This is a genomic window from Streptomyces rishiriensis (assembly GCF_003112535.1).
Classification (GTDB): Bacteria; Actinomycetota; Actinomycetes; order Streptomycetales; family Streptomycetaceae; genus Streptomyces; species Streptomyces rishiriensis.
Map to the genome: position 1 here is coordinate 99,586 of NZ_BEWA01000005.1, position 21,938 is coordinate 121,523.

A 21,938-nucleotide genomic window follows, 5' to 3' on the forward strand; every position below is an offset into this window, starting at 1 on the left:
CATGAGCACCTCGGAGCGACTGATCGAGTCCACCCGCGAGCTGCTGTGGGAACGCGGGTACGTGGGCACCAGCCCCAAGGCGATCCTGGAGCGGGCGGGCGCAGGGCAGGGCAGCATGTACCACCACTTCAAGGGCAAGCCCGACCTCGCCCTCGCGGCGATCCGGCGGACGGCCGAGGAGATGCGGGCCGCCGCCGCGGCCGTCCTCGACGGGCCGGGGACGCCGTACGAGCGCATCAGGGCGTATCTGCTGCGCGAGCGGGACGTGCTGCGCGGCTGCCCGATCGGCCGGCTGACGATGGATCCGGAGGTCGTCGCGAGCGACGAGCTGCGCGAACCGGTCGACGAGACGATCGACTGGATCCGTGAACGGCTGGCGGGGATCGTCGAAGAGGGCCTGGAACAGGGCCAGTTCGCGCCCGGGCTGGACGGCGAGGCGATCGCCGCGACCGTCGTCGCCACCGTGCAGGGCGGGTACGTCCTGGCCCGGGCCTCCGGTTCGCCGGGCGACTTCGACGCCGCCGTCCGCGGACTGCTCTCCCTTCTCGCACCCTGTCCGACCGACCAGGAGGCCCCGTGCACGCCCTGCAGTACGAGCTGACGCTGCCCGCCGACTACGACACGGAGATCATCCGCACACGCGTGTCCCGCAGGGGACATCTCCTCGACGACTGGCCGGGCCTCGGCCTGAAGGCGTACCTGCTGCGCGAGCGCGGTGTGCACGGTTCGCCGGTCAACCAGTACGCGCCGTTCTACCTGTGGAACGCGGTGGACGGCATGAACGCCTTCCTGTGGGGCGGCGGTTTCCAGAGACTGAGCGACGACTTCGGCCGTCCGCGGGCGCGGCAGTGGACCGGCCTCGCCTACGAGGAGGGCGTGGCCGCCGGTGCGCCCGCACGGTTCGCCGTACGACGGCGGCGGCCGGTGCCGGACGCGGCGGTGCTCGCCGAGGCCGTGCAGGAGGCGGTGGACGAGGCGGGGCGGCTGGCACGGCAGGAGGGGGCCGTGCTCGCCGCCGCGGCCGTGGACACGAGCCGCTGGGAGACCGTGCACTTCTCGCTCTGGGAGCACCCGGAAGGCCGGGAAGACCGGGAGCACGGCACGCCGAAGGCCGAGGGCGACGTGTTCCAGGTGCTGCATCTGTCCGCGCCGGAGCGGGCCGCGCTGCCCCGGGGCCGGCAGTGGTGAGCGCGGTGCGCACGGCCCTCTCCTGGGAGCGACGCGTACCGGGGCTCTCCGGATTCTCGTGTGAGCGGGGCCCGTGACGGCGCCTGCCGCGCGGTTCCCGGCGCGATCAGGTAATCAGGAACGGTGGACAAGGACGCGAACGACCTCTTCGTGCATGTCCGGGGCGCCAGTGAGAACAACCTGCGGAACATCGATGTCGACGTTCCGCGGGACGCGATGGTCGCCTTCACCGGCGTCTCCGGTTCGGGCAAGTCCTCGCTCGCGTTCGGCACGCTGTACGCGGAGGCCCAGCGGCGCTACTTCGAGTCCGTGGCGCCGTACGCCCGAAGGCTGTTGCACCAGGTCGGCGCGCCGCACGTGCAGGAGATCACCGGACTGCCGCCGGCCGTGGCCCTGCAGCAGCGACGCGGGTCGCCCAGCTCGCGCTCGACGGTCGGCACCCTCACCACGCTGTCCAATCTGCTGCGCATGCTGTACTCCCGCGCCGGCACCTATCCGCCCGGGGCCGCCCGGCTGGAGGCCGAGTCGTTCTCGCCCAACACCGCGGCCGGCGCCTGCCCGGAGTGCCACGGACTGGGCGTCGTGCACGACGTCGCCGAGGACCTGCTCGTCCCGGACCCCTCGCTGAGCATCCGCGAGGGGGCGATCGCCGCCTGGCCGGGCGCCTGGCAGGGCGCCAACCTGCGCAGTGTCGTGAACGGCCTGGGGATCGACATCGACCGGCCGTGGCGCAGGCTCAGGAAGAAGGACCGGGACTGGCTGCTGTACACGGACGAGCAGCCCTCCGTGTACATCGAGCCGGAGGAGGACCGCGTCGACTACGGCTACCAGGGCAAGTTCTGGAGTGCCCGCAAGCACGTCATGCACGTCCTCGCCGACTCCAAGAGCGAGAAGATGCGCGAACGGGCGCTCCGGTTCGTCAGGAGCGTGCCCTGCCCCGAGTGCCACGGCAGCGGACTGCGGCCCGAGGCGCTCGCCGTGACCTTCGCCGGACGGTCCATCGCCGAGATCAACGCGATGCCGCTCACCGAGGTCGTGGGGCTGCTGCGGCCCGTCGCGGGGCGGCCCGAGGCCGACGCCACCACGTCGACCGCCCGATCCGGGGAGACGACCGAGGTCGCGGTCCGGATCTGCGGCGATCTGGTCGCGCGGGTCGACGTACTCCTCGACCTGGGCCTCGGATATCTCGGCCTCGGGCGCCGTTCGACGACCCTGTCGCCCGGCGAGGCGCAACGTCTGCGGATCGCCACCCAGCTGCGCTCGGGGCTGTTCGGCGTCGTCTACGTCCTCGACGAACCCTCCGCGGGCCTGCACCCGGCTGACGCGGAACCGCTGCTGGACGTGCTGGACCGCCTCAAGGCGGCGGGCAACTCGCTGTTCGTCGTGGAACACGACATGGACGTCGTACGGCGGGCGGACTGGGTGGTGGACATCGGTCCCGGCGCGGGCGAGGGCGGCGGGCGCGTGCTGTACAGCGGCCCGGTCGCCGGTCTCGAGCGGGTGGGTGAGTCGGCCACGAGCCAGTACCTGTTCGGGCGGGCCCAGCCGCTCGATCACCGCCCGCGCACCCCGCACGGCCGGCTGCGCCTGCGCGGCGTCTCCCGCCACAATCTGCGCGACGTGTCCGTCGAGGTGCCGCTCTGCGTACTGACGGCGGTGACGGGCGTGTCCGGTTCCGGAAAGTCGACGCTGGTGACGCAGGTGCTCGCCGAGGTCGTCCGCGGCCACCTCGGACTCGCACCCGAGGAGCCCGACGAGGCGCGGCTGGAGGTCGACGTCCAGGACGCGTCGGGGGTCGAGTCGTTCGACCGGCTGGTCCTGGTCGACCAACGGCCCATCGGCCGGACTCCCCGGTCCAACCTGGCCACGTACACGGGGATGTTCGACGCGGTGCGCAAGCTGTACGCGGCGACGGACGAGGCCAGGGCGCGCGGCTACTCGGCCGGGCGGTTCTCCTTCAACGTGCCCGAAGGGCGGTGCGAGACCTGCCAGGGCGAGGGATTCGTCGCGGTGGAGCTGCTGTTCCTGCCCGGCACCTACGCGCCGTGCCCGACCTGCCAGGGCGCCCGGTACAACGCCGAAACGCTGGAAGTCACCTACCGCGGCAAGAACATCGCGGAAGTGCTGGCACTGTCCGTCGACTCCGCCGCCACGTTCCTGTCCGCCGTCCCGGCCGCCTCCCGCAGTCTGGAGACGCTGCGCGAGGTGGGACTGGGGTACCTGCGGCTGGGGCAGCCCGCGACGGAACTCAGCGGTGGTGAGGCGCAACGCATCAAGCTGGCCACCGAACTGCAGCGCGCCCGCCGCGGGCACGCGCTCTACCTGCTCGACGAGCCGACGGCGGGGCTGCACCCCTCGGACATCGCGCTGCTGCTGCGACAGCTGCACCGGCTCGTCGACGCCGGCAACACGGTCGTCCTCGTCGAGCACGACCTGGACACGATCGCCACCGCCGACTGGGTCATCGACCTCGGGCCGGGCGGCGGCGACGCGGGCGGGCGGGTGGTCGCGGCGGGCCCGCCGGCCAAGGTGGCGAGGGCCCGCCGCAGCGCCACCGCCCCCTATCTCGCGGCCCGGCTCGCGCACCCCTGACGACTGCGCGAGGGGCCGAGCACCGGTCAGCCGGCCATGTCCCACTGTGCGGACATCTTCGACACGCCCTGGCCCGTCTCGGTCATGGCCCGATCGGATCGACGTCTGTCCCGTCGAGACGCTGTCCGGGGCGGGCGGCCCGGGCGAGGATGGCGGTCGACGGACGACGCCGGACGACGACGAAGCCGCAGGTGAGGAGCAGGACAGCCATGGCCCTGGAGATGCGCGACCACTGCGAGCGCTGTACGACGACCGCCCTGCCGCCCGACGCGCCGGCCCGGATCTGCTCCTACGAGTGCACGTTCTGCATGCCCTGCGCCGAGGCCATGGGCGACGTCTGCCCCGACTGCGGGGGCGAGCTGACCCCCCGGCCCCGGCGAGCCCCGGCCGCGTGACCCCTCGGCGGTCCGCCCGGCGGCAGCAGGGGTCGGGGTGCGCGCAGCTCGTCCGGCGGTCGTCGGTCCCGGGTCAGGCGTCGCCCTCGGATCGGGCCCCGTCGTCGAAGCTGGCGAAGTACGCGGCGACCATGTCCTCGTCGCCGTGCCCCTGCGCGGCGGCGCGTTCCAGCCGCTCGGCGCTCGCCACCGCCACGTCCAGCCGGACCCCGTTCTCGCGGCCGGCCTCGACGATCAGACGCGCGTCCTTGGCGGCCGTCGTCACCGCGAACTGGGCGGGCGAGAGCCGGTCGTCGAGGACCAGAGCCGTCTTCGCCTTCAGGTATCCCATGTCGAGCGGGCCGCCCGCGATCAGCTCGAAGAACGCGTGCGGGTCGACACCCAGGGCCTGCGACAGGGCGAGGACCTCGCCGGCCGCGGCGGTGGCCGCGATGACCCAGCTGTTGGCCACCAGTTTCAGGCGGGTGGCGCTGCCCTCGGCGCCGTCCTCGCCGGTCCACACGGTCCGCGCGCCGACGGCCTCCAGGACGGGGGCCACCGCGTCGCGGCCGGCCGGCGGTCCCGCCGCGAGCACGGTCAGCTGACCGGCCTCGGCGGGCTGGCGGGTGCCCAGCACGGGCGCGTCGAAGAAGACGAGGTCGTGGGCGCGGGCGAAGGCTGCCAGGTCGCCGACGGCCTCGATCCCGACGGTCGTCGACTGCACCCAGGCCGCCCCGGCGCGCAGTGCGGGCGCCGCTTCGCGCATGACGTCCAGCACGGCAGGGCCGTCGTAGAGCATGGTCAGGACGACGTCCGCGCCCTCGACGGCCGCGGCGGGGGTGTCGACGACGTGCACGCCGTCCGCGGCGAGCGGCTCCGCCTTGGCGCGGGTGCGGTTCCAGGCGCGCACGGTGTGGCCGGCCCGGGCCAGGTTGCGGGCCATCGCCGCGCCCATGATGCCTGTGCCGAGGACGCTCACGGTCAGGTTGTCTGTCATGCCGCCAACCTACTTCGACGCGGCGCGGACCAGACCGTCCGGCCACGCCCGGTGCCGCCGACCGCGGCCTGCGCGGGCCCCCGGCGGGCCCCGTGTCTCACCCGGCGAGCAGCGCGCCCAGCGGGTCGTCCAGCACCGGCTGCCAGGCCAGCTCGGCCGCGCCCACCAGGCTGTTGTGGTCGAGGGAGCAGGCGAGGATGGGCACCCCGCCGCTGTGGCCCCACAGACTGCGGTCCGAGACGACCGCGCGCAGCCGGCCGGGGTCGGCGTCCAGGAGGGTGCCGTGCAGACCGCCGAGGACGATGCGGTCGGGGTTGAGGATGTTCACCAGGCCCGCCAGGCCCAGTCCGAGCCGGTCGATCAGAGCCTCGGCGGCCGTGCGGACGACCGGATCGCCGTACTCCTCGCGGATCAGTTCGTTGGCCTGCTGCAGCAGGGAGCCCTCCGGGCCGGGCTCGCGGCCGGCCGCGGTGAGCAGGGCGAGCGGATCGGCCTCGACGTCGAGGCAGCCGCGGCTGCCGCAGTGACAGGGCCGGCCCTCGGGGTTGACGGTGAGGTGGCCGACTTCCAGGGCGAGGCCCGAACTGCCGGTGTGCAGACGGCCGTCGAGCACCAGCGCGCCACCGACGCCCCGGTGCCCGGTGGCCACGCACAGCAGATCGCGGGCGCCGCGTCCCGCACCGTGGCGGTGCTCGGCGAGGGCGGCGAGATTGACGTCGTTGGCCGCGAAGGCGGGACCGGGGACGCCCGCGGCCCTGATCCTCTCGGCGAAGATCTCCCGGACCGGCGCCCCCGCGGGCCACGCAAGGTGCAGCGGGTTCAGCGCCAGCCCCTCGGGTTCGGTGACGGCGGACGGCACGGCGAGGCCGGCGCCCACACAGCGCCTGCCGGTCCGCCGCAGCAGTTCCGCCCCGGCGTCGACGGCGGCGCCGAGGACCTTGGCCGGGTCGGCGTCGACGGTCTCGCAGCTGGGCGTCGTGGCGACGATCCGGCCGCCGAGGCCGACCAGCGCGGCCCGGAACCCGTCGGAGTGGACCTGGGCGGCCAGCACGACCGGACCTTCGCGCGCCACTTCCAGCCGGTGCGAGGGGCGGCCCTGCGAACCCGCGGCCGCGGCGGGCCGCGCGTCCACCCGGATCAGCCCCAGCGCCTCCAGCTCCGCGGCGACCGCGCCCGCCGTCGCCCGGGTGACGCCGAGTTCCGCGGTGAGCACGGCGCGGGTGGGCGCCCGCCCGGTGTGCACGAGCTCCAACGCGGGCCCGAGCGCTCCGCGCCCCCGGTCCAACCGCGCCCTCGAGGTGGTCCCTTCCCCCGCCGGCCGGGGGTCCGCCTTGCCGCTCATGAGGGCGAGTCTCCCATGATCCGCTTCGTCAGGAGGCGTCCGGGAAGCCACTGACGCGCAGGGTGACGTTCAGCCGTCCGGTCAGACCCAGCCCGGCCGGGGCCGTGCCCGGCAGCACCCGCGGCACCCCGTGATAGGCGAGCCTGGACGCTCCCCCGAACACGAACAGGTCGCCGCTGCGCAGTTCGACGTCCGTGTAGGGGCGGGTCCGCGTCCGTGTGTTGCCGAAGCGGAAGACGCAGGCGTCGCCGAGGCTGAAGGAGACGACGGGCGCCGTGGCGCGCTCGTCGGCGTCACGGTGCATGCCCATCCGGGCGTCGCCCTCGTAGAAGTTGATCAACGCGATGTCGTAGGCGGCGCCGGCGGCCTCCGCCGGGCCCAGCGCGTCGGACACGGCGCGCCGGCCCAGCTCGCCCAGCCAGGCCGGGAAGGGTTTGACGGGCGTGCCGTCGCCGTCGGCGACCGTGCGGGCGTAGGCGTACGGGTACCAGTGCCAACCCAGGCAGACCTGGCGCGCGGTCATGACGCCACCGCCGGGTGTGCGGACCGTGCGCAGGCCGGCCGGAGGGCGGGCCCACTCCCGGCAGGCCCGCAGCAGCTCGCGCTGACGGGCGGCGTCCAGCCAGTCGGGCAGATGCACCGCACCGGGCGCGACCTGCGCCCGCTCCCGCGGAAACAGCTCGGTGTCCATGCCCCCATCCTCCTCCTCGTCTCCGGCACCCGGCCTGATCTGCGGCTCGGCTAGCCTTGACCCACGATGAACGACGCTATGACGACGCCGTGGGGCGAGGTCGCCCTGGCCCGCTTCCCCGAGGACCCGCGCGAGACGCTGCGCGCCTGGGACGCCGCCGACGCGTATCTGCTCAGACATCTCGCGGCGCGGGACGTTCCGCCGTCCGGCGACGTGGTGGTGTTCGGCGACCGCTGGGGCGCGCTGGTCACGGCGCTCGCGGCGCACCGCCCGACCCAGATCACCGACTCGTGGCTGGGGCAGGAGGCGACTCGGGGGAACCTCGCGCGGGCCGGCGTCGAGACCGGCGCCGTGCGGCTGCTCACCACCCAGGACCCGGTGCCGGAGCGGATCGACGTGCTGCTGGTCAGGGTGCCCAAGAGCCTCGCACTGCTGGAGGACCAGCTGCTGCGGCTGGCGCCGGCCGTGCACGCGGACACCGTCGTCGTCGGCGCCGGCATGGTGAAGGAGATCCACACCTCGACGCTGCGGCTGTTCGAGCGGATCATCGGGCCGACCCGGACCTCTCTCGCCGAGCAGAAGGCGCGGCTGGTGTTCTGCACCCCGGATCCGTCGCTGAAGCGGCCCCGCAACCCCTGGCCGCACACCTACGATCTGCCCGACGACGTCGGCGGCGCTCTTTCGGGCCGTCCGGTCGTCAATCACGCCGGAGTGTTCTGCGCCGAGCGGCTCGACATCGGCACCCGGTTCTTTCTGCGGCATCTGCCGAGGACGACGGGCGGGCGCCGGGTCGTCGACCTGGGCTGCGGCAACGGGATCGTCGGCACGGCGGTGGCGCTGGCCGACCCGGCCGCCGAGGTGCTGTTCACGGACGAGTCGTTCCAGGCGGTGGCGTCGGCGGAGGCCACCTACAAGGCGAACGGGGTGCCGGGGCACGCCGAGTTCCGGGTCGGCGACGGGCTGGCGGGGGTGGCGGACGGCAGTGTGGACGTCGTGCTGAACAACCCGCCGTTCCACTCCCACCAGGCCACGACGGACGCGACGGCGTGGCGCATGTTCACCGGGGCGCGGCGCGCGCTGCGACCGGGCGGCGAACTGTGGGTGGTGGGCAACCGGCACCTGGGCTACCACGTCAAGCTGAAGCGGCTGTTCGGCGCCTGCGAGACGGTCGCCGGCGACCGCAAGTTCGTGGTGCTGAGGGCGGTCAGGCCCGGGTGAGCCCCACCCCGACGAGGATCCGCTCGACGGCGCGCGCCATGGCCTCGCGGCCGGCGCTCAGGTAGCGGCGGGCGTCGACCGCGTCGGGGTGCGCCTCCAGGTACGCGCGGATCGCGCCGGTCATGGCCTGGTTGAGCGCGGTGCCGACGTTGACCTTGGCGACGCCGCCGGCGACGGCCGCCCGCAGCTCGTGGTCGGGGACTCCGGAGGAGCCGTGCAGGACGAGCGGCACGTCGAGGGCCGCGCCCAGCCGCCCGATCAGTCGGTGGTCGAGGGCGGCCGTCCGGGCGGTCATCGCATGGACGCTGCCGACGGCCACCGCCAGGGCGTCCACCCCCGACTCCGTGACGAACGCGCGGGCCTCGTCCGGGTCCGTGCGGGCCCCGGCGACATGCGCCCCCTTGCCGCCGATCTCGCCCAGCTCCGCCTCGATCCAGAGCCCTTGAGCGTGCGCCCGGTCGGCGGCGGCGCGGGTCGCGGCGAGGTTGGCCTCGTACGGCAGCCGGGAGGCGTCGTACATGACGGAGCTGAAGCCCGCGTCGGCGGCCTGTCCGAGCAGTGGGTCGCTCTGGACGTGATCGAGGTGCAACGCGACCGGCACGAGGGCCCGTTCGGCGGCGACGGCGGCCGCACGGGCCAGCGGCAGCACCCGCCCCTGACGGAACCTGACGGCGTTCTCGCTGACCTGGAGCACGACGGGTGCGCCGGCCGCCTCCGCCCCCGCGACGACGGCCTCGACGTGTTCCAGCGTGATGATGTTGAAGGCCGCGACGGCGGTCCGGGCCGCGCGGGCCCGGGTGACCAGCTCGCCGGTGGTGGTGAGAGGCACGGCGTCTCCTCTTCGGGTGCTTCCGGAGTTTCGCGTGCTGGGGACGCCTGAGGCGCTTGGGACGCTTGGCCGCGTTGGGGTGCTTGGCCGCGCTCGGGGTGCTCGGGGCGCTTCGGCGCTGGGCCTCAGGGGGCGAGGATCACCGAGCGGGCGAGGTGGCGCGGGCGGTCCGGATCGAGGCCGCGCGCGGCGGCGAGTGCGACGGCGAGGCGCTGGGCCCGGACCAGTTCGGCGAGGGGGTCCAGAGTTCCGGCGACCCACAGCGCGCCGGTGGCGCGCACTTCCTCGGCGAGGCCGTGCGGCGCCTCCCCGAACATCCAGACGGCCGTGCCCTCGGCGCTGATGCTGATGGGACCGTGCCGGTACTCCATGGCGGAGTAGGCCTCCGTCCAGGACAGCGAGGCCTCGCGCATCTTCAGCGCGGCCTCGTTCGCGAGGCCGACCGTCCACCCCCGCCCCAGGAAGGTGAACTGCGCGCAGTCCGCGAGGCCTTGGGGCAGCGGCTCGGCGAGCGCGGTGCGAGCGTCCTCGACGACGGCGCCGGTGTGCAGTCCCAGGTGGGTGCGGAGCAGGGTGAGCGCGGTGGTGGCGAACCGGGTCTGCACGACGGAGCGTTCGTCGGCGTGGTCCAGGACGACGACGTGGTCGGCGGCGGTCGCGACCGGGGTGTCCGGGTCGGCGGTGATGGCGGTCGTGGCGGTGCGTCCACGCAGCCGGGCGAGCAGGTCGAGGACCTCGGTGGTGGTTCCGGAGCGGGTCAGGGCGACCACCCGGTCGTAGCGGCGGCCGTGCGGGAACTCCGAGGCGGCGAAGGCGTCCGTCTCGCCGTGCCCCGCGCCCTCGCGCAGGGCTGCCGCGGCCTGGGCCATGTAGCAGGAGGTGCCGCACCCCACGAGCGCCACCCGCTCCCCGGGCTTCGGCAACTCCTCGGCGTGCCCGGCGGCTTCGGTCGCGGCCCGGTTCCAGCACGCGGGCTGGTCGGCCAGTTCGTCCTCGACGTGCGTCATGCCCCACCTCTCGCCGACGGTGTCGTGCATGCACGGTAGAGGCGGTCTTCGAACCACGACAACCGTGCGGGCGGTCCGGGCCGCGCCGGGGAGGTGAGCCGACCGGCGGCGCGCCCCGCGCGGAGACGGGGCCCCGGACTTCGGCGCGCCGGGCCGCGAGGGCGGTCACGGCGGTCCGGGACTCCGGGCCGGCGGCGCGCGCCTGCCCGGAGTCCCGAATTGTGGCTACAGCGCGCGTTCCAGGTGGTCGGCGACCAGCTTCACGAAGCGGCCGGGCTCCTTGGGCCGGCCGCCTTCGGCGAGGACCGCCAGCCCGTGCAGCAGTTCCGCGGTCTCGGCGAGCCCCGCGCGGTCCTCACGCTCGTTGTACGCCTGGTTCAGGCCCTTCACGAGCGCGTGGTCCGGGTTGAGTTCGAGGATCCGGCGGGCACGCGGCACCTCCTGCCCCATCGCGCGGTACATGTTCTCCAGCGCCGGGGTGAGATCGTGCGCGTCGGAGACGATGCAGGCCGGGGACACCGTCAGGCGCGACGACAGCCGCACCTCCTTGACGTCCTCGTCCAGGTGCTCCTTCATCCAGCCGAGCAGCGCCGCGTACTCCTCGCCCTGCTTCTCCCGCTCGCCGTCGGCCTTCTCGTCGTCCTCCCCGCCGAGGTCGACCTCGCCCTTGGCCACCGACCGCAGCGGCTTGCCCTCGAACTCGCCGACCGCGTCGACCCACACCTCGTCGACCGGGTCGGTGAGGAGCAGGACCTCGATGCCCTTGGCCCGGAACGCCTCCATGTGCGGGGAGTTCTCGATGCTCTGCCGGGACTCGCCGGTCAGGTAGTAGACGGCGTCCTGTCCGTCCTTCATCCGCTCCACGTAGCTCTTCAGCGTGGTCGGCTCGTCCTCGCTGTGCGTGGTCGCGAACGACGAGACCGCGAGGAGGGTCTCGCGGTTGTCGGAGTCGGTCAGCAGCCCTTCCTTCAGGACGGCGCCGAACTCCCGCCAGAACGTGGCGTAGCGCTCGGGAGCCGCGGTCATCATGTCCTTGACGGTGGACACGACCTTCTTGGTCAGCCGGCGCTGCATCATCCGGATGTGCCGGTCCTGCTGGAGGATCTCGCGGGAGACGTTGAGCGAGAGGTCCGCCGCGTCGACCACGCCCTTGACGAAGCGCAGATACGGCGGCAGCAGCGCCTCGCAGTCGTCCATGATGAAGACGCGCTTCACATACAGCTGCACTCCGCGCTTGTAGCCCTGGTTGTACAGGTCGTGCGGGGCGTGCGAGGGGACGAACAACAGCGCCTGGTACTCGAAGGTGCCCTCCGCCTGGAGCCGGATCGTCTCCAGCGGTTCGCGCCAGTCGTGGCTGATGTGCTTGTACAGCTCGTGGTACTCGTCTTCGGACACGTCCTCGCGCGAGCGCGCCCACAGCGCCTTCATCGAGTTCAGCGTCTCGGGTTCGCGCGCGGCGCCGGCCTCGTCGTCGGACCCGTCGGCGGTGTCGCCGGCGCCGGGAGCGGCCGCCTTGGGCGCCATCCGGATCGGCCAGGTGATGAAGTCGGAGTAGCGCTTGACGATCTCCCTGATCGTCCGGTCCGACGTGTAGTCGTGCAGCTGGTCGTCGGAGTCGGCCGGCTTCAGGTGCAGGGTGACGGTCGTGCCCTGCGGGGCGTCCTCCACCCGCTCCAGGGTGTACGTGCCCTCGCCGCGCGAGGACCAGCGGGTGCCATGGCCCTCGCCGGCCCGCCGGGTCAGCAGCGTCATCTCGTCGGCCACCATGAAGCCGGAGTAGAAGCCGACGCCGAACTGCCCGATGAGCCCCTCGGCCCCGGCCTCGTCCTGCGCCTCGCGCAGTTCCTGGACGAACCTGGCCGTGCCCGAGTTGGCGATCGTGCCGATCAGCCGGCCGACCTCGTCGTAGGACATGCCGATGCCGTTGTCGCGCACCGTCAGGGTGCGGGCCTCGGTGTCGGTCTCGATGTCGATGTGCAGGTCGGAGACGTCGGCGTCGAGCGTGTCGTCCCGCAGCGCGGCCAGGCGCAGCTTGTCCAGCGCGTCGGAGGCGTTGGAGACGAGCTCGCGGAGAAAGACGTCCTTGTTCGAGTAGACCGAGTGGATCATCAACTGGAGCAGCTGACGGGCCTCTACCTGGAACTCAAACGTTTCGGTCGACATGATGCGCGTGTACCTCACAGTTCCGGAGTCTCCTGGACGGGCGACAGCCACTCTAAAACACCAAGTCAGCTCGGGCCGCCCGGTGTTCTGATCACGCTCGTCAGCGGTCGCCGGCGGTCGTCGGCAGCACCGGCGGTCGTCAGCGCATGAGCGCGCCGCGCACGGTGAGGCCGTAGCCGACGCGCAGCCGGCGCAGTTCCCACAGGGCGACGGCGGTCACCGAGAAGGGGGCGCCCAGCACGAGCGCGACCCGCGGCGGCCCCGGCACGCCTTCGTACGCCCCGGTCAGCACGTCGACGAGCGCCATCTCCCACACGAGGACCAGCGCCAGCAACGGCGGAACCGTCTCGTGGATGTCCGCGGTGCGGAACACGTGCGTGAGGGACATCCCGATGCCGTACGCGACGAACGGCAGGACCCAGACCAGCATGAACAGGACGACGACGACGGTGACCGCCACCGTCACCGGGCCGGTGGCGAGCCGCCCGTCCAGGAGACCGCTGAGCACGGCGGCCGGGAAGAGGGCGACGCCGCCGATCAGCGCCAGGATCGAGCCGAACGGCTTGCGGGCCCGCCTCAGCAGTTCCCGCCTCGCCGGGGGACGGGCCCTGCCGATCAGCACGCCGACGACCACCGGAAAGGTCACCGACAGGACGAGGACGGCGTTCCAGGACTGGTCGAGCCGGTCGTCCGCGAGGTCCTCCACGGACGCGGCGAGTTTGTAGGAGAACGTCACCCACACCACCGCGGCCAGCCCGACGAGGGTGCGGATGCGCTGCATACGGGCGACCGCCGGATCGTCGACCCGGCCGGGCCGCGACGGGCGGAAGACCTTGCGGCCGGCCGCGACGGGGCCGGCCGCGTTCCACAGGCGCCGCAGCGGCCCGATCCGCCGCACGGGCGGCGGCGTCGGCTGCGGGCCGTACGGGCCGTAGGGGCGGTAGGGGTCGTGGGGCGGTCGGCCGCCCTGCTGGTTCCAGGCGTTCATGAGTTCGACTCCCCCGAGTCGCGGCTGACGATTTCCGGCGCGTCGCGGAATCCTAGTGGCCGTATCGGCGCTTGCCGGAGAGTCGCCGGGATCAGCGCGGAATCTCCTCCACCTCAGTGAATCCGTCGGCACGGCCCCACCGGAGCCTCCTGGACGACGCGGTGGCACCCCTGGTGAACCCGAGGCGCAGCGAGTCGCCTGCGGCGTCGTGGGCCACGCCCGCGTACCGGCCGTCGGACCGTTCGCTCTCCGCGTCGAACCGGGGGCCTGGGCGACGTCCGGCCCGGCACCGGATATTCCTCCCCTCGATCGCACTCCATCCGGCAGACTCCCCCCATGGAGACTGCCGAGTTCATCCGCGTCGTGGACCGGGAGGGCCGCTCGCTGGCCGCCGCGGCGGCGCAGGCCGGCCTCGACGCGAAGGTGCCGACCTGTCCGCAGTGGCAGGTGAAGGAGCTGCTGCGGCACACGGGCGCGGTGCATCGCTGGGCGACCTCGTTCGTCGCCGGGGGTCACACCTCGTTCCTTCCCTTCGGGGAAGCGCCGGACCTCGACGGCGAACCGCTGCTGGACTGGTTCCGCGAGGGGCATCTGCGGCTGGTCGACACCCTGTCCGACGCGTCCGCCGACGTGGTGTGCTGGCATTTCCTGCCCGCCCCCTCGCCGCTCGCGTTCTGGGCCAGACGGCAGGCCCACGAGACGGCCGTGCACCGCGTGGACGCCGACGCGGCCCGCGGCCGCGACATCGAGGAGGCCGCCCGGGACATGGACGCCGGGTTCGCGGCGGACGGGATCGACGAACTGCTGCGCGGCTTCCACGCGCGCGCCAAGAGCAGGGTGCGCACGGAGGAGCCCGCGGTGCTGAGGGTGCGGGCGACCGACACGGCCGACGCCGTGTGGACCGTGCGCCTGTCGGCCGAACCGCCCGTGACGGAACGCGGCTCCGCGGGGGCCGCCGACTGCGAGGTGTCCGGTCCCGCGGCCGCGCTCTATCTGTCGCTGTGGAACCGGCTGCCGCTGCCCGCCGTGTCCGGCGACGCCTCGCTCGCGACGCTGTGGCGGGAGCGGTCGGGCGTGAACTGACCTGCCGCGGCCGTCAGTCGGCGAGCATGCGGGTCAACACCGCGCGCTGCACGGGCTTCACGTCGGCGTGCCGTGTGCGGCCCTTCGCCGTCAGGGCGACCCGGACTCCCCTGCGGTCCTCCGCGCACAGCCCGCGCTCGACCAGACCGTCCTTCTCCAGCCGGGCGACGAGACGCGACAGCGCGCTCTGACTGAGGTGGACCCGCTCGGCGATCTCCTGCACCCGATAGGCGCACGAGCCGTCCGGCGCGGGCGACTCGGCGAGAACGTCCAGTACCTCGAAGTCGCTTGCGCACAGGCCGTGCCGGTGCAGCGCCCGGTCGAGTTCGCACTGGGTGCGCGCGTGCAGGGCCAGCATGTCCCGCCACTGCTCCACGAGCGCCTGTTCGTTCCCGGTCCCGCCCCTCGTCGCCGCCATGGGGCGCACCGTAGCAGAAAGCAGAGTTCATTGCATCCGCATTAAATGCTGCCGCATTCAATGCATGTGCATGTAGTGTCTTCGCCATGACCTCTCCGCTCTCCTCCCCCGCGACCCCTCTCCCCGAGGGCCGCTGGAACGCCCGTCTGTGGGGGACCCTGCTGGTGCTGTGCGCCGCGATGTTCCTGGACGCGCTGGATGTGTCCATGGTCGGCGTCGCCCTGCCGTCCATCGGCTCCGATCTCTCGCTCTCCACCTCGACCCTGCAGTGGATCGTCAGCGGCTACATCCTGGGCTACGGCGGTCTGCTCCTCCTCGGCGGCCGCGCGGCCGACCTGCTCGGCCGCCGCCAGGTCTTCCTGGTCGCCCTCGGCGTCTTCGCGCTGGCCTCCCTGCTCGGCGGCCTCGTCGACTCGGGACCGCTGCTGATCGCCAGCCGGTTCGTCAAGGGACTGAGCGCGGCCTTCACGGCCCCGGCCGGCCTGTCGATCATCACCACGACGTTCCCGGAGGGCCCGCTGCGCAACCGCGCCCTCTCCATCTACACCACCTGCGCCGCCACCGGCTTCTCGATGGGGCTGGTCCTCTCCGGCCTGCTCACCGAGGCGAGTTGGCGTCTGACCATGCTGCTGCCCGCACCGATCGCCCTGATCGCGCTGGCGGCTGGCCTGAAGCTGCTGCCGCGCAGCGAACGGGAGAAGGACCACAACGGCTACGACGTCCCCGGCGCCGTCCTCGGCACGGCGTCCATGCTGCTCCTGGTCTACACGGTGGTCCAGGCCCCTCAGTCCGGCTGGACGTCCGTCCGCACCCTGCTGTCGTTCCTCGCCGTCGCCGCGCTGCTGACCGTCTTCGTCCGGGTCGAGCGCCGCTCGGCGGGCCCGCTGATCCGGCTCGGCGTGCTGCGCTCCGGCAGCCAGGTCCGCGCCCAGCTCGGCGCCATGGCCTTCTTCGGCTCGTACGTCGGTTTCCAGTTCCTGGCCACCCTGTACATGCAGACGCTGCTCGGCTGGTCGGCGCTGCACACGGCGCTCGCCTTCCTGCCGGCCGGCGCGCTGGTGGCGGTCTCCTCGACCAAGGTCGGCTCGGTCGTGGACCGGTTCGGCACCCCCCGGCTGATCGCCGCGGGCTTCGCCCTCATGGTCGCCGGGTACGCGCTGTTCCTGCGCGTCGATCTCGACCCCGTCTACGCCTCCGTCATCCTGCCGTCGATGCTGCTGATCGGCGCGGCCTGCGCACTGGTCTTCCCCTCCCTCAACATCCAGGCCACGAACGGCGTCGCGGACCACGAGCAGGGCATGGTCTCCGGCCTGCTGAACACGTCGGTGCAGGTGGGCGGCGCGCTCTTCCTCGCGGTCGTCACGGCGGCGGTGACCGCCGGCGCCCCCGCCGACCCCACCCCGCAGGCCGTTCTCGACAGCTACCGGCCCGGCCTGACGGTGGTCACGCTCATCGCCGCCGCGGGCCTGCTCATCACCCTCCCCGGGCTGCGCGCCCGCCGCGTCCCCGGCTCGGTCGTGGTCGCCAGGTCCACCGCGCCGGAGACCGAGCCGGACGGGCCGACGGACACCGAGACTGGGTCCGGGAGGGGGCCCGACGCAGTGGACTACGCGGTCACGGGCACAGCGGCAGGGACGGAGACGGTCGGGGCCCGCGACTAGCGGGCGCCCGCGTGTGCCGACGCGACGCGCCCGACGCGTCGCGCCCGGTGGGCCGGAGTAGCCCGCCGGGCGCACACCTGTGACACTCGCTTCATGAGCGGTTACGGGGAGCGGCGGCGATCGCAGGCCGAGCGGGACGCCATCACCGTCGAGATCGGATACGCGCTGTTCAGCGCGGCGTTCGCGGCGGCGGTACTGTTCGGCGCGGTGGCGGGACCGGCGCTGCTGTTCGAACTGCCGCCCCCGGTCCAGAAGTTGTCGCTGCGCACCGGCCTGGCGCTCGCGCCCCTGGTGTTCCTGGTCCGGGTGGTCTCCGTGCTGGTCCGCTTCCGCCGGGACGCTCAGCCGAGCCAGCCCGGCCGGACCAGCCCCGACTCGTAGGCCAGGACCACGAGTTGGGCACGGTCCCGCGCGCCCAGCTTCACCATCGTGCGGCTGACATGGGTCTTCGCGGTGAGCGGGCTCACGACCAGGCGGCGGGCGATCTCCGCGTTGGACAGACCGATCCCGACCAGCGCCATCACCTCCCGCTCCCGCTCGGTGAGCCGGGCCAGCGCGTCCGCCGTGGCCGGCTCCTTGGAACGGGCGGCGAACTCGGCGATCAGCCGGCGCGTCACCCCCGGCGAGAGCAGCGCGTCCCCGGCGACCACCGCCCTGACGGCACGCAGGAGTTCGTCGGGTTCGGTGTCCTTGACGAGAAAGCCGGAAGCCCCCGAGCGGATCGCCTCGAAGACGTACTCGTCCAGCTCGAAGGTGGTGAGCATGACCACCCTCACCTGAGCGAGCGCCTCGTCCTCGGTGATCCGGCGGGTCGCGGCGAGGCCGTCGAGCAACGGCATCCGGATGTCCATGAGCACGACGTCGGGCCGCAGTTCCCGCACCGCCCGCACCGCTTGCGCACCGTCGGCGGCCTCGCCGGCCACCTCGATGTCCGGCTGCGCGTCGAGCAGCGCCCGAAACCCCGCCCGGACCAGCGACTGGTCGTCGGCGAGCAGTACGCGGATCACCGCTCCTGCCTCGCTCACTGGTTCCCTCCGGCTCTCGTCGGCAGCACGGCGAGGACGCGGTAGCCGCCGTCGGGCCGCTGTCCCGCGTCGATCGTGCCACCGAGCGCGGCGGCCCGCTCCCGCATTCCGGCGAGACCGTTGCCGCTGCCGCCCGCCTCCGCACCGGTCGCGGGCCCGTCGTCGTCGATCCGGAGCCGGAGCGTCGCGCCGCTGTGGTCGAGCCGCACGCGCGCGTGGCGCGAGCCCGAGTGCCGGACGACGTTGGTGAGGGCCTCCTGGACGATCCGGAACGCGGCGAGATCGGTGTGGGGCGGCAGCCTGGGCGCCCGACCGGTCACGTCGACCGTGAGACCGGCGCGCGCCGCCTGTTCCACCAGCTCCGGCAGCCGGTCCAGGCCGGGGGCGGGAGCACGCGGCGCGTCGCCCGGGGTGCGCAGGGTGTCCAGCACCTGGCGCACCTCGCCCAGCGCCTCCTTGCTCGCGGACTTGATGGTGGTGAGCGCCGTGCGCGCCTGTTCCGGGTCGGAGTCGAGGAGCGCGAGGCCCACACCGGCCTGCACGTTGATGACCGAGAGGCTGTGGGCGAGGACGTCATGCAGTTCGCGGGCGATGCGCAGCCGTTCCTCGCCGGCGCGCCGCCGGGCCGCCTGAGCGCGCTCGGCCCGCTCCCGGGCCCACTGCTCCCGGCGGATCCGGGCCAGCTCCGCGATCGCGACGATCGCGACGACCCATCCGGCGACGACGATCTCCTGCCCCAAGGGGGCGGGGTGGTCCCCGGCGGGCGGCAGCCACCGGTACAGCCAGTGCGCCACCAGCAGATGGACGGCCCACAGCATGCCCAGGGCCGTCCAGGCGGCCCGGCGGTGCCCTGCGACGACGGCGGAGCAGCACGCCACCGCCACGGTGAGGAAGACCGGCCCGTAGGCGTAACCCGCGCCCAGGTAGACCGCCACGGCGGCGGCCGTGCCGAACACGACCGCCACCGGTCGCCGGAGCCGCCACAGCAACAGCCCGGAGGCGACGAGCAGCAGGGCCCTGGCGAAGAGATCGAGGGAGGCCCGCTCGCCGTCCTGCGCGTGGGCGGCGAAGGCGGAGCCGGCGAGCACGAACACGGTGATCAGCGCGGTGGAACGCCAGGGAATGCGCCCTGCACCCGGCTCCGTGGCCTCTCGGCCCTCCCAGGGGCGCAGCCATGGCGACGGTCCGCGCCGCCACCACCGCTGCGGGCCTCCCGGCCCGCGCACCCGCTCATCGTCCATGTCCGCCACGCTAGACGTCACGGCCCGGCCCGGACGTCCGCCGGGCGAGGTGAGCGGCCGTACTCCCCTGGAAGTACGCGTGGACGGCGGGCGTCAACGACGACCCGCGCGTCCCCGAGCAGGGGCCGGCCGGACGGTCGTCGGCCGACCGCCGATGCCGACCCCGGCGCCGGCCCCCGCAGCGGCACGGGCGCCGGGCCCCGCTGCCGCTCCTCGTTCCCCGCCTGGCAGGAGACGTGAGGCGGGGCGGCCGGCCTCAGGCCTCGCCGTCGTCCGCCTCCGCCGTCGGCGTCGGCCCGGCCGTCTGCCGCCGGTCCATCGCGGTCAGTGCCCGCTGGGCCATCGGGTGCGAGCGGACGAGCTCGCCCAGGGTGGTCCGGCCGCGGGTGATGTCGGTGAACGCCCTCCAGGCCGGGCGCACTCCGGTCAGGGCCACGTGGAAGAGTCCGGGACGGCGCTCGAACGCGGCGAGCATCCGCTTGCCGACGCTCATCTCCACGCCGAGCCCCGCCTTGACCGCGAAGGCGTAGTTCAGTGCCTGGCGTCGGGTGTCCACCGCGTCGTGGGCCTCCGAGATGCGGACCGCCCACTCGCCGGCGAGCCGGCCCGACCGCAGGGCGAAGGAGATGCCCTCGCGGGTCCACGGCTCCAGCAGACCCGCCGCGTCCCCGCAGACCAGCACCCGCCCGCGCGAGAGCGGCGAGTCGTCCGCCCGGCACCGGGTGAGATGGCCGGAGGAGATGCTCGGCTCGAACCCGGCGAGACCGAGCCGCCCGATGAAGTCCTCCAGATACCGCTTGGTGGCCGCCCCCTCCCCGCGCGCGGAGATCACGCCCACGGTCAGGGTGTCGCCCTTGGGGAACACCCAGCCGTAGCTGCCGGGCATCGGCCCCCAGTCGATGAGGACGCGCCCCTTCCAGTCCTCGGCGACCGTCTCCGGCACCGGGATCTCCGCCTCCAGGCCGAGATCCACCTGGTCGAGCTTCACGCCGACGTGCGCTCCTATCCGGCTCGCGCTGCCGTCCGCGCCGACCACCGCGCGCGCCAGCAGCGTCTCGCCGCCCTGGAGGACGACCGCCACCGAGCGCCGGTCCGGCACCGACGAGCCGTGCTGCTCGACCCGCTGCACGGTGACGCCCGTGCGCAGCTCCGCTCCCGCCTTCTGGGCGTGCTCGACGAGCTGCTGGTCGAACTCGGGCCGGTTGATCAGCCCGAACAGCATCTGCCGCGAGCGGCGGGTCCGGGTGAAGCGCCCGTTGTTGGAGAAGGTCACCGCGTGCACCCGGTCGCGGAAGGGCAGCTCGAAGCCCGGGGGCAGGGCATCGCGCGAGGGACCGATGATGCCGCCGCCGCACGTCTTGTAGCGGGGCAGCTCCGCCTTCTCCAGCAACAGCACGCGCCGCCCGGTGACCGCCGCCGCGTAGGCGGCCGAAGCCCCCGCGGGTCCCGCGCCGACCACGACGACGTCCCACACCGGCCGGGCGTCCGCCGAAGAGTTCTCGTCGTCCGCCGAAGAGTTCTCGCTGCTCACGATGGTCTACTGCTCCCGATCAAGCTGCTTGCCGCACCTGTCCCCCGCATCCTACGGCGGAGATCGCCACGGTCCGATGACGGTCCGCTGTGGCAGGATCGGCGGCGTGCGCGCCCCCACCCGGCAACGCGTACGCTCGCACGGTCCCTCGAACGGACCAGTGCCACCCTGTACAACGTCGCACCCACAAGGAGCGTGCCCATGTCGTCGAATCCGATCGCCGAGACCGTCGCCTCACTGATGCCCAGGGCGCGGGCGGAGCTCACCGAACTGGTGGCCTTCAAGTCGGTGGCGGACTTCGACCAGTTCCCCAGGAGCGAGAGCGAGGCGGCCGCCGGCTGGATCACCGCCGCGCTGCGCGCCGAGGGCTTCCAGGACGTGGCCGTCCTCGACACCCCGGACGGCACCCAGTCGGTCTACGGTTACCTGCCCGGCCCCGCCGGCGCGAAGACCGTCCTGCTCTACGCCCACTACGACGTGCAGCCCCCGCTGGACGAGGCCGCCTGGACCAGCCCGCCCTTCGAGCTGACCGAGCGGGACGGCCGCTGGTACGGCCGCGGCAGCGCCGACTGCAAGGGCGGCGTGATCATGCACCTGCTCGCGCTGCGCGCCCTGAAGGCCCACGGCGGCGTGCCGGTGAACGTCAAGGTGATCGTCGAGGGCTCCGAGGAGCAGGGCACCGGCGGGCTGGAGCGGTACGCCGAGCAGCACCCCGACCTCCTGACGGCGGACACGATCGTCATCGGCGACACGGGCAACTTCCGCGTGGGCCTGCCGACGGTCACCTCCACCCTGCGCGGCATGACCATGATGCGGCTGCGGATCGACACCCTGGAGGGCAACCTGCACTCCGGTCAGTTCGGCGGGGCCGCGCCCGACGCGCTGGGCGCGCTGATCCGCGTCCTGGACTCGCTGCGCGCCGAGGACGGCTCGACGAGGGTCGACGGTCTCACCGACGACTCACGCTGGGAGGGCCTGCAGTACGACGACGCGCAGTTCCGCCAGGACGCCAAGGTCCTGGACGGCGTCGCTCTGATCGGTTCCGGCACGGTCGCCGACCGGATCTGGGCCCGCCCCGCCGTGACGGTCCTCGGCATCGACTGCCCGCCGGTCGTGGGAGCCACTCCGTCCGTGCAGGCCAGCGCCCGCGCGCTGATCAGCCTGCGGGTGCCGCCGGGCGTGGACGCGGCCGAGGCCACGAAGCTTCTGCAGGCCCACCTGGAGGCGCACACCCCGTGGGGCGCCCGGGTGAGCACCGAACAGGTCGGCCAGGGGCAGGCGTTCAGCGCCGAGACCCGCAGCCCGGCGTACGCGGCGATGGCCGAGGCGATGGCGGTCGCCTACCCCGGGCAGGAGATGCAGTACGCGGGCCAGGGCGGATCCATCCCGCTGTGCAACACCCTCGCCGCGCTCTACCCGCAGGCGGAGATCCTCCTCATCGGCCTGAGCGAGCCCGAGGCGCAGATCCACGCGGTCGACGAGAGCGTCTCCCCGCAGGAGCTGGAACGGCTGTCGGTGGCGGAGGCCCTGTTCCTGCGCACCTACGCGGCCGGCTGACCCGGCCTTTCCCCGGCAGAGGGCCTCGCCCGT

At 73.5% G+C, this 21,938-nt stretch carries 20 protein-coding genes; 9 read left to right on the plus strand and 11 right to left on the minus strand.

Going from position 1 to position 21,938, the window contains the following annotated elements; genetic code table 11:
* Position 1 precedes the first annotated feature (1 nt).
* The 4 genes from Sri02f_RS08830 to Sri02f_RS08845 all read left to right on the plus strand — a co-directional run bounded on the left by Sri02f_RS08830 (position 2) and on the right by Sri02f_RS08845 (position 4,175).
* Positions 2-601 carry a TetR/AcrR family transcriptional regulator gene (locus tag Sri02f_RS08830; RefSeq protein WP_245970562.1) on the plus strand — a complete coding sequence of 200 codons (600 nt, stop codon included), beginning with the start codon at positions 2-4 and terminating at the stop codon, positions 599-601.
* Positions 577-1,188, plus strand: a complete 612-nt coding sequence (locus tag Sri02f_RS08835) for a DUF4865 family protein (RefSeq protein ID WP_109000543.1) — start codon at positions 577-579, stop codon at positions 1,186-1,188. The genes Sri02f_RS08830 and Sri02f_RS08835 overlap by 25 nt, the downstream gene beginning before the upstream one ends.
* 123 nt (positions 1,189-1,311) lie before the next feature.
* A complete protein-coding gene (gene uvrA / locus Sri02f_RS08840; RefSeq protein WP_109000544.1) occupies positions 1,312-3,780 on the plus strand; it encodes an excinuclease ABC subunit UvrA in 2,469 nt (822 codons plus the stop codon).
* A 209-nt stretch (positions 3,781-3,989) separates the two neighbouring features.
* A complete protein-coding gene (locus Sri02f_RS08845) occupies positions 3,990-4,175 on the plus strand; it encodes a DUF1272 domain-containing protein (RefSeq protein ID WP_109000545.1) in 186 nt (61 codons plus the stop codon).
* A 73-nt stretch (positions 4,176-4,248) separates the two neighbouring features.
* Here Sri02f_RS08845 and Sri02f_RS08850 read toward each other — a convergent pair whose 3' ends face one another.
* The 3 genes from Sri02f_RS08850 to Sri02f_RS08860 form a co-directional block, all read right to left on the minus strand.
* Positions 4,249-5,151, minus strand: a complete 903-nt coding sequence (locus Sri02f_RS08850) for an NAD(P)-dependent oxidoreductase (protein ID WP_109000546.1) — start codon at positions 5,149-5,151, stop codon at positions 4,249-4,251.
* A 97-nt stretch (positions 5,152-5,248) separates the two neighbouring features.
* On the minus strand, positions 5,249-6,493 hold the full coding sequence (locus Sri02f_RS08855) for an ROK family protein (RefSeq protein WP_109000547.1): 1,245 nt from the start codon (positions 6,491-6,493) through the stop codon (positions 5,249-5,251).
* A gap of 28 nt (positions 6,494-6,521) precedes the next feature.
* Complete coding sequence (locus tag Sri02f_RS08860) at positions 6,522-7,184, minus strand: alpha-ketoglutarate-dependent dioxygenase AlkB family protein (RefSeq protein WP_109000548.1); 663 nt, start codon at positions 7,182-7,184, stop codon at positions 6,522-6,524.
* Positions 7,185-7,262: 78 nt separating this feature from the next.
* On the opposite strand from Sri02f_RS08860, the gene Sri02f_RS08865 reads away from it, so the two are divergent.
* Positions 7,263-8,402 carry a methyltransferase gene (locus Sri02f_RS08865; RefSeq protein WP_109000549.1) on the plus strand — a complete coding sequence of 380 codons (1,140 nt, stop codon included), beginning with the start codon at positions 7,263-7,265 and terminating at the stop codon, positions 8,400-8,402.
* On the opposite strand, the gene Sri02f_RS08870 is transcribed toward Sri02f_RS08865, so the two are convergent.
* The 4 genes from Sri02f_RS08870 to Sri02f_RS08885 form a co-directional block, all read right to left on the minus strand.
* Positions 8,389-9,231 (minus strand): ketose-bisphosphate aldolase, encoded by an 843-nt coding sequence (locus tag Sri02f_RS08870; RefSeq protein WP_109000550.1) that lies wholly within the window; start codon positions 9,229-9,231, stop codon positions 8,389-8,391. The genes Sri02f_RS08865 and Sri02f_RS08870 overlap by 14 nt on opposite strands.
* Before the next feature lie 125 nt (positions 9,232-9,356).
* Positions 9,357-10,238 (minus strand): SIS domain-containing protein, encoded by an 882-nt coding sequence (locus Sri02f_RS08875; protein ID WP_109000986.1) that lies wholly within the window; start codon positions 10,236-10,238, stop codon positions 9,357-9,359.
* Positions 10,239-10,463: 225 nt separating this feature from the next.
* On the minus strand, positions 10,464-12,401 hold the full coding sequence (htpG, locus tag Sri02f_RS08880) for a molecular chaperone HtpG (RefSeq protein ID WP_109000987.1): 1,938 nt from the start codon (positions 12,399-12,401) through the stop codon (positions 10,464-10,466).
* A gap of 139 nt (positions 12,402-12,540) precedes the next feature.
* Positions 12,541-13,389: a hypothetical protein gene (locus Sri02f_RS08885; RefSeq protein ID WP_245970563.1), complete on the minus strand. Its 849-nt coding sequence runs from the start codon at positions 13,387-13,389 to the stop codon at positions 12,541-12,543.
* Between the two features lie 336 nt (positions 13,390-13,725).
* Between Sri02f_RS08885 and Sri02f_RS08890 the strand changes: the two genes are divergently transcribed.
* A complete protein-coding gene (locus Sri02f_RS08890; protein ID WP_109000551.1) occupies positions 13,726-14,472 on the plus strand; it encodes a maleylpyruvate isomerase family mycothiol-dependent enzyme in 747 nt (248 codons plus the stop codon).
* 13 nt (positions 14,473-14,485) lie between these two features.
* On the opposite strand, the gene Sri02f_RS08895 is transcribed toward Sri02f_RS08890, so the two are convergent.
* On the minus strand, positions 14,486-14,890 hold the full coding sequence (locus tag Sri02f_RS08895; RefSeq protein WP_109000552.1) for a MarR family winged helix-turn-helix transcriptional regulator: 405 nt from the start codon (positions 14,888-14,890) through the stop codon (positions 14,486-14,488).
* Between the two features lie 86 nt (positions 14,891-14,976).
* On the opposite strand from Sri02f_RS08895, the gene Sri02f_RS08900 reads away from it, so the two are divergent.
* Together Sri02f_RS08900 and Sri02f_RS08905 are read left to right on the plus strand one after the other, a co-directional pair.
* The gene (locus Sri02f_RS08900) at positions 14,977-16,551 is read left to right on the plus strand and encodes an MFS transporter (protein WP_245970564.1); all 1,575 of its coding nucleotides are present in this window, start codon (positions 14,977-14,979) and stop codon (positions 16,549-16,551) included.
* 93 nt (positions 16,552-16,644) lie between these two features.
* Positions 16,645-16,932, plus strand: a complete 288-nt coding sequence (locus tag Sri02f_RS08905; RefSeq protein ID WP_109000553.1) for a DUF6332 family protein — start codon at positions 16,645-16,647, stop codon at positions 16,930-16,932.
* On the opposite strand, the gene Sri02f_RS08910 is transcribed toward Sri02f_RS08905, so the two are convergent.
* From Sri02f_RS08910 to Sri02f_RS08920, 3 genes are all read right to left on the minus strand, one after another.
* Complete coding sequence (locus Sri02f_RS08910; RefSeq protein WP_109000554.1) at positions 16,893-17,558, minus strand: response regulator; 666 nt, start codon at positions 17,556-17,558, stop codon at positions 16,893-16,895. The two genes, Sri02f_RS08905 and Sri02f_RS08910, sit on opposite strands and share 40 nt — an antisense overlap.
* Positions 17,559-17,572: 14 nt before the next feature.
* Entirely contained in the window at positions 17,573-18,817 is a 1,245-nt protein-coding gene (locus Sri02f_RS08915) for a sensor histidine kinase (protein WP_109000989.1), read from the minus strand.
* 256 nt (positions 18,818-19,073) lie between these two features.
* Positions 19,074-20,348, minus strand: a complete 1,275-nt coding sequence (locus Sri02f_RS08920) for a geranylgeranyl reductase family protein (protein ID WP_109000555.1) — start codon at positions 20,346-20,348, stop codon at positions 19,074-19,076.
* A 201-nt stretch (positions 20,349-20,549) separates the two neighbouring features.
* On the opposite strand from Sri02f_RS08920, the gene Sri02f_RS08925 reads away from it, so the two are divergent.
* On the plus strand, positions 20,550-21,905 hold the full coding sequence (locus Sri02f_RS08925) for a dipeptidase (RefSeq protein WP_109000556.1): 1,356 nt from the start codon (positions 20,550-20,552) through the stop codon (positions 21,903-21,905).
* Positions 21,906-21,938: the final 33 nt, after the last annotated feature.